This is a genomic window from Streptomyces sp. NPDC032472, from assembly GCF_040636955.1.
In the GTDB taxonomy this organism is placed as follows: Bacteria; Actinomycetota; Actinomycetes; order Streptomycetales; family Streptomycetaceae; genus Streptomyces.
In genome coordinates this window covers 1-4,395 of sequence record NZ_JBEZVK010000167.1, presented here as the reverse complement: position 1 = coordinate 4,395, position 4,395 = coordinate 1, and the positions used below count along the sequence as shown (strand labels likewise).

Sequence of the window (4,395 nt, the reverse complement as noted above, 5' to 3'; positions counted from 1 at the left end):
CGCGGCGCTGCCGGTGGCGGCGGTGCGGGGCCTGGGCGTACTACTGGCCGCCCTCGCCCGGCCGCGGACCCGGACCGCCCGCACCCGGCGGGTCCGCCTGCGGGCCGGGGCGGACCCGGGCTGGGCCGGCGTGGCCCTGGGATGGTCCGCGGACACCTGCGTCGTCGACCTGCCGGAAGGCACCGGGGAGGCCGTCGTCCACACCCTCGCGAACCGCTCCTCCGCCGCGGAGCGCGCCGTCACCGACCGGGGCGGCGCCCGGTGACCCCGCTCGTGCCCAGGGCCTGGACGCACGGGCCCGGGACGCACGGGCCCTGGGCGCACGGGCCCTGGGCGCCGGGGCCCTGGACGCCCGGGCCCGTCGCGGCCGGCTCCGTGCCGGTCGGCGCGTGGCAGGCGGCTGCGCTCGTGCTGCTCGCGGTGGCGTTTCCCGTCTGCCTGTGGGCCGCGGGCCGGGGGAGTGCCGTACGGCGCCTCGTCGGGCTGTGCCTGGCCGGGACCGTGGTCGGCGCCGTGCTGCTCGTCCTGCCGATGGCGTACGGGCGGCCCGCCTACCAGGATCTGGCGCTCGTCCTCGCCGTGATCTCCCCGGCCGGGGTGCTGGTCTTCACCCGCTTCGCCGGCCCCCGGCCGCCCTCCGGGGACGGCTGACGTGGCCGCCGTCCTGCTGTGGGCGGGCACCGCGTGCGTCCTCGCATCCGCGGCGGCGCTGGCCCTGCTGCGCGGGGGCCTGGAGCGGCTGCACGCGCTGACCCCGGCGTCCGGGCTCGGCGTCCCGCTGATCGCCTGCGCCGTGGCCCTGGAGCAGGGCGCGGGCCGGGCCGCCGTGAAGACGCTCCTGATCGGCCTGCTGTTCGCCGTCGGCGGGACGGTCACCACCATCGCCGTCGGCAAGGTGGTCGCCGAGGAGTGCCAGGGCGCACAGGCCGACGGCGGGGCCGGGGTCGGGGACGGACATGGATGACGCGCTGACCGCCACGGCCCTGCTGCTCGTCGTCGCGGCCGCGACCCTCGCCGTGCTGTGCCGCGAGCCGGTGCGCCAGGCGGTGGCGCTCGCCGTCCTCGGACTCGCCCTGACCGTCCTGTTCACCGTCCTCCAGGCCCCCGACGTCGCGCTCTCGCAGCTGGCGGTCGGCACGGCGCTGACGCCGCTGCTGATCCTGCTGACCGCCCGCAAGGTCCGGCGCCCGCCCGCGGACGAGCGGGTGTCCCAGGGCGAGCGGGCGTCCCCGGGCGAGCGGGCGACCCCGGACGAGCTCCCGCCCGGGCAGCAGGGCGGGCGGCGGCCGTGAAGGACTTCCCCCGCACCGTCCTCTTCGGCTGCGCCGCCGCCGTGATCGGCGCCTTCTTCGCCGCCGCCGCCCTGCGGCTGCCCCCCTTCGGCACCGACCGCCACCCCTACGGCGACCGCGCCGTCGCCGCCGCCCTCGCCCACCACACCGCGAACGTGGTGTCCTCGGTCAACTTCGACCTCCGTGCCCTCGACACCCTCGGCGAGGAGACCATCCTGCTCGCCGCCGTGCTGGCCTCCACCCTGCTGCTGCGCCTCGCCCGCGACGAGCGCCGGGCGCCGCCCCGCCCGGAGCAGGCCCTGCCCACGACCCGGCTGCTCGGCGTCGCCCTGCTGCCCGTCGCCCTGACCGTCGGCGCGTACATCGTCGCCCACGGGCAACTCACCCCGGGCGGCGGCTTCCAGGGCGGCGTCGTCCTCGCCACCGCCCTCCACCTGGCCTACCTCGCCGCCGACTACCGGGTCCTGGAACGGGTCCGGCCGCTGGCCGCGCTCGACGCCACCGACGTACTCGCCGCGGCGTCCTTCACCGCGCTGGGTCTGGCGGGCCTCGCCGCCGGCGGCGCGTTCCTGGAGAACGTGCTGCCCTTCGGGGAGTTCAACACGATCACCTCCGGCGGCATGGTCCCGCTCTTCAACGCCGCCGTCGGCATCGAGGTCGGCTCGGGCCTGATCGTGCTGCTCGCCCACTTCCTCGACCAGGCCGTCGAGATCACCGAACCGGGCGGGCCGTCCGGCCGCGGCCCGAAGGAGGACGAGAGCTGATGGAGGAGCCGATGGCCGCCCTGCCGTTCCTGGCCGCCGGATGGGTGCTGCTCGTCGCCCTGTACGGCCTGGTGACCAGCCGCAACCTCATCCACGCCGTCGGCTGCCTCGCCGTCGCGCAGTCCTCCACGTACCTGATGCTGCTGGGCGTCGGCTACCGCCGCGGCGCCACCGCCCCCGTCTACGGCGACCTCGTCCCCGGCAGCCGGCCCGTCGTCGACGGCGTCGTGCAGGCCCTGACGCTCACCGACATCGTCGTCGGGGCCACCGTGACCGCCCTCCTGCTCGCCCTCACCATCCAGCTGCGCAAACGCCACGGCACGGTCGACCCGCAGGCGCTCACCGCGCTGCGGGGCTGAGAGCGGCCATGCTTCCCGCCGCCGAGACCCTGCTGCCGCTCGCCGTGGCCATCCCGCTGATCGGGGCCGCCGTCCTGGCCGTGGCCGGCCGCCGGCTGCCCCGGCTCGGCTGCGACCTCCTCGCGACGGCCGCCGCGGCCGCCGACGTCGCCTGCCTGGCCCTGCTGTGGCCGCATGCGGCCGAGCGGGCGAGCGCCCGGATGGGCGGCCACCCGGCGCGGATCGGGATCGTGCTGCTGGCGGACCCGCTCGGCACCGGGCTGGCCCTGCTGGCCTCGGTCCTGGTCCTCGCCGTGGTCGTCTACGCCTGGCGCTACTTCGACGAGCCGTCCGGCGACCGGGCCGGGCTCTTCCCCGCGCTGATCCTGCTCTTCGAGGCGGGCATGACCGGCTTCGCCCTCACCGCCGACCTGTTCAACGCCTTCGTCTTCTTCGAGCTGATGAGCGTCGCCGCGTACGCGCTCACCGGCTACCGCATCGAGGACCCGCGCCCGCTCCAGGGGGCCCTGGCCTTCGGCCTCGTCACCTCCTTCGCCGCGTACGGCTCGCTGCTCGGCATCGCCATGCTGTACGCCCGTACCGGCGAGCTGAACCTCGCCCGGCTCGGGGAGCAGCTGGCCGGGCACGGCGCCGACGCCCTGACGGTGGCCGCGTTCGTCCTCGTCATGACCGCCTTCCTGGTCAAGGCCGCCGCCGTGCCGTTCCACTTCTGGCTGCCCGACGCGCATGCGGTGGCGCCCACACCGGTGTGCATGCTGATGTCCGGGGTGATGGTGGAACTCGGCGTGTACGGCGTCGCCCGCGTCTACTGGACCGTCTTCGCCGGGCCCGGCGGGATCCCGCAGGAGGCCTTCCGGGCCACCTTCGTGGCGGTCGGCGTGGTCACGGCGCTGCTCGGGGCGCTGATGTGCTGGCCACAGCGCCACCTGAAGCGGATGCTGGCCTTCTCCACCGTCAGCCACGTCGGGCTGTTCCTCGTCGGCGTCGCCCTCCTCACCCCGGCCGCGACCGGCGCCACCGCCGTGTACGTGGCCGGGCACGGCTGCGCCAAGGCCGCCCTGTTCGGGCTCAGCGGGGTCCTGCTCGACCAGTACGGGTCCGTCGACGAGCACGGCCTGTACGGCAGGGCCCGCGCCCACCGCACCGTCGGCCTCCTCTTCGCCCTCGGCGCGCTGGTCCTGGCCGGGCTGCCGCCGTTCGGGGCGGGGCTGGGCAAGGCGCTCGCCGAGGAGGACGCGGGCCCCGCCCTGATGCCGGTGTTCCTGCTGGCCTCCACCGTGACCGGGGGCACGCTGCTGCGCGCCGCCGGCCGGATCTTCCTGGGGGCGGGCCCGCGGCCGCGCGAGGCCGCCGGCGATGCCGAGACCATGGGGGAGGGGGAGGAGCCGGAGGTGCGGGCCGCCCGGCGGTCACCGCCCCGGCCCATGGTGGCCGTGCCGGCCGTCCTCCTCGGCCTCGGCCTGCTCGTCGGCACCGTCGGGTCGGTGCCGCGGGGCCTCGGGCACGGCGGGGCCCTGTTCACCGACCGGACGGGGTACGCGGCTGCGGCCGGCGGGAGCGCGCCGCCGGGCGCCACGCTGGCCTCTTCGGCCCCGATGGAGTGGACCGCGGCGGGCGTGGGCCTCGGCCTGCTCTCCGCGGCCCTGGCCTGCCTGCTGGCCGCGGCCGGCCTCTGGTACCCGGCCGGCGCCCGCCTGCGCAGAACGCTCCGCTTGGCCGTCCTTCCCCTGCGCCGCCTCCACTCGGGCCTGGTGGGCGACTACCTGGCCTGGCTGGCCGCAGGCCTGGCCGCCCTCCTCATCACCCTGGCCCTCCAAATGCCCCACCCCGGCGCCGGCTAGCCACCCTCCGAAGCCGAGGCTCGCCATCCCAGCCCCGCCAGCGCCTGAGCCGAGGGTCGTCAATTCCAGCCCCGCCGACGTTTGAGGCGCGGGGTCCGGGGCGGAGCCCCGGAAGCCCAGCCGGCTCCGCCGACGCCCG

General features: G+C 76.9%; 7 protein-coding genes. All 7 read left to right on the top strand.

Annotated features, from left to right (window positions below):
- Positions 1-265, top strand: a 265-nt coding sequence (locus AB0F11_RS37655) for a hypothetical protein (RefSeq protein WP_362184284.1), incomplete at its 5' end; no start/stop codon positions are given.
- A complete protein-coding gene (locus AB0F11_RS37650) occupies positions 262-651 on the top strand; it encodes an MrpF/PhaF family protein (RefSeq protein ID WP_362184281.1) in 390 nt (129 codons plus the stop codon). The genes AB0F11_RS37655 and AB0F11_RS37650, both read left to right, overlap by 4 nt.
- A gap of 1 nt (position 652) precedes the next feature.
- Positions 653-964, top strand: coding sequence for a monovalent cation/H(+) antiporter subunit G (locus AB0F11_RS37645; protein ID WP_362184278.1), 312 nt, complete (start codon positions 653-655; stop codon positions 962-964).
- Entirely contained in the window at positions 957-1,292 is a 336-nt protein-coding gene (locus tag AB0F11_RS37640; RefSeq protein WP_362184275.1) for a DUF4040 domain-containing protein, read from the top strand. The genes AB0F11_RS37645 and AB0F11_RS37640 overlap by 8 nt, the downstream gene beginning before the upstream one ends.
- Before the next feature lie 41 nt (positions 1,293-1,333).
- Positions 1,334-2,056: an MnhB domain-containing protein gene (locus AB0F11_RS37635; protein ID WP_362184290.1), complete on the top strand. Its 723-nt coding sequence runs from the start codon at positions 1,334-1,336 to the stop codon at positions 2,054-2,056.
- Positions 2,057-2,067: 11 nt separating this feature from the next.
- Positions 2,068-2,415, top strand: a complete 348-nt coding sequence (locus AB0F11_RS37630) for a sodium:proton antiporter (RefSeq protein ID WP_362184287.1) — start codon at positions 2,068-2,070, stop codon at positions 2,413-2,415.
- A gap of 8 nt (positions 2,416-2,423) precedes the next feature.
- A complete protein-coding gene (locus AB0F11_RS37625) occupies positions 2,424-4,256 on the top strand; it encodes a proton-conducting transporter membrane subunit (RefSeq protein ID WP_362184273.1) in 1,833 nt (610 codons plus the stop codon).
- Positions 4,257-4,395 lie beyond the last annotated feature (139 nt).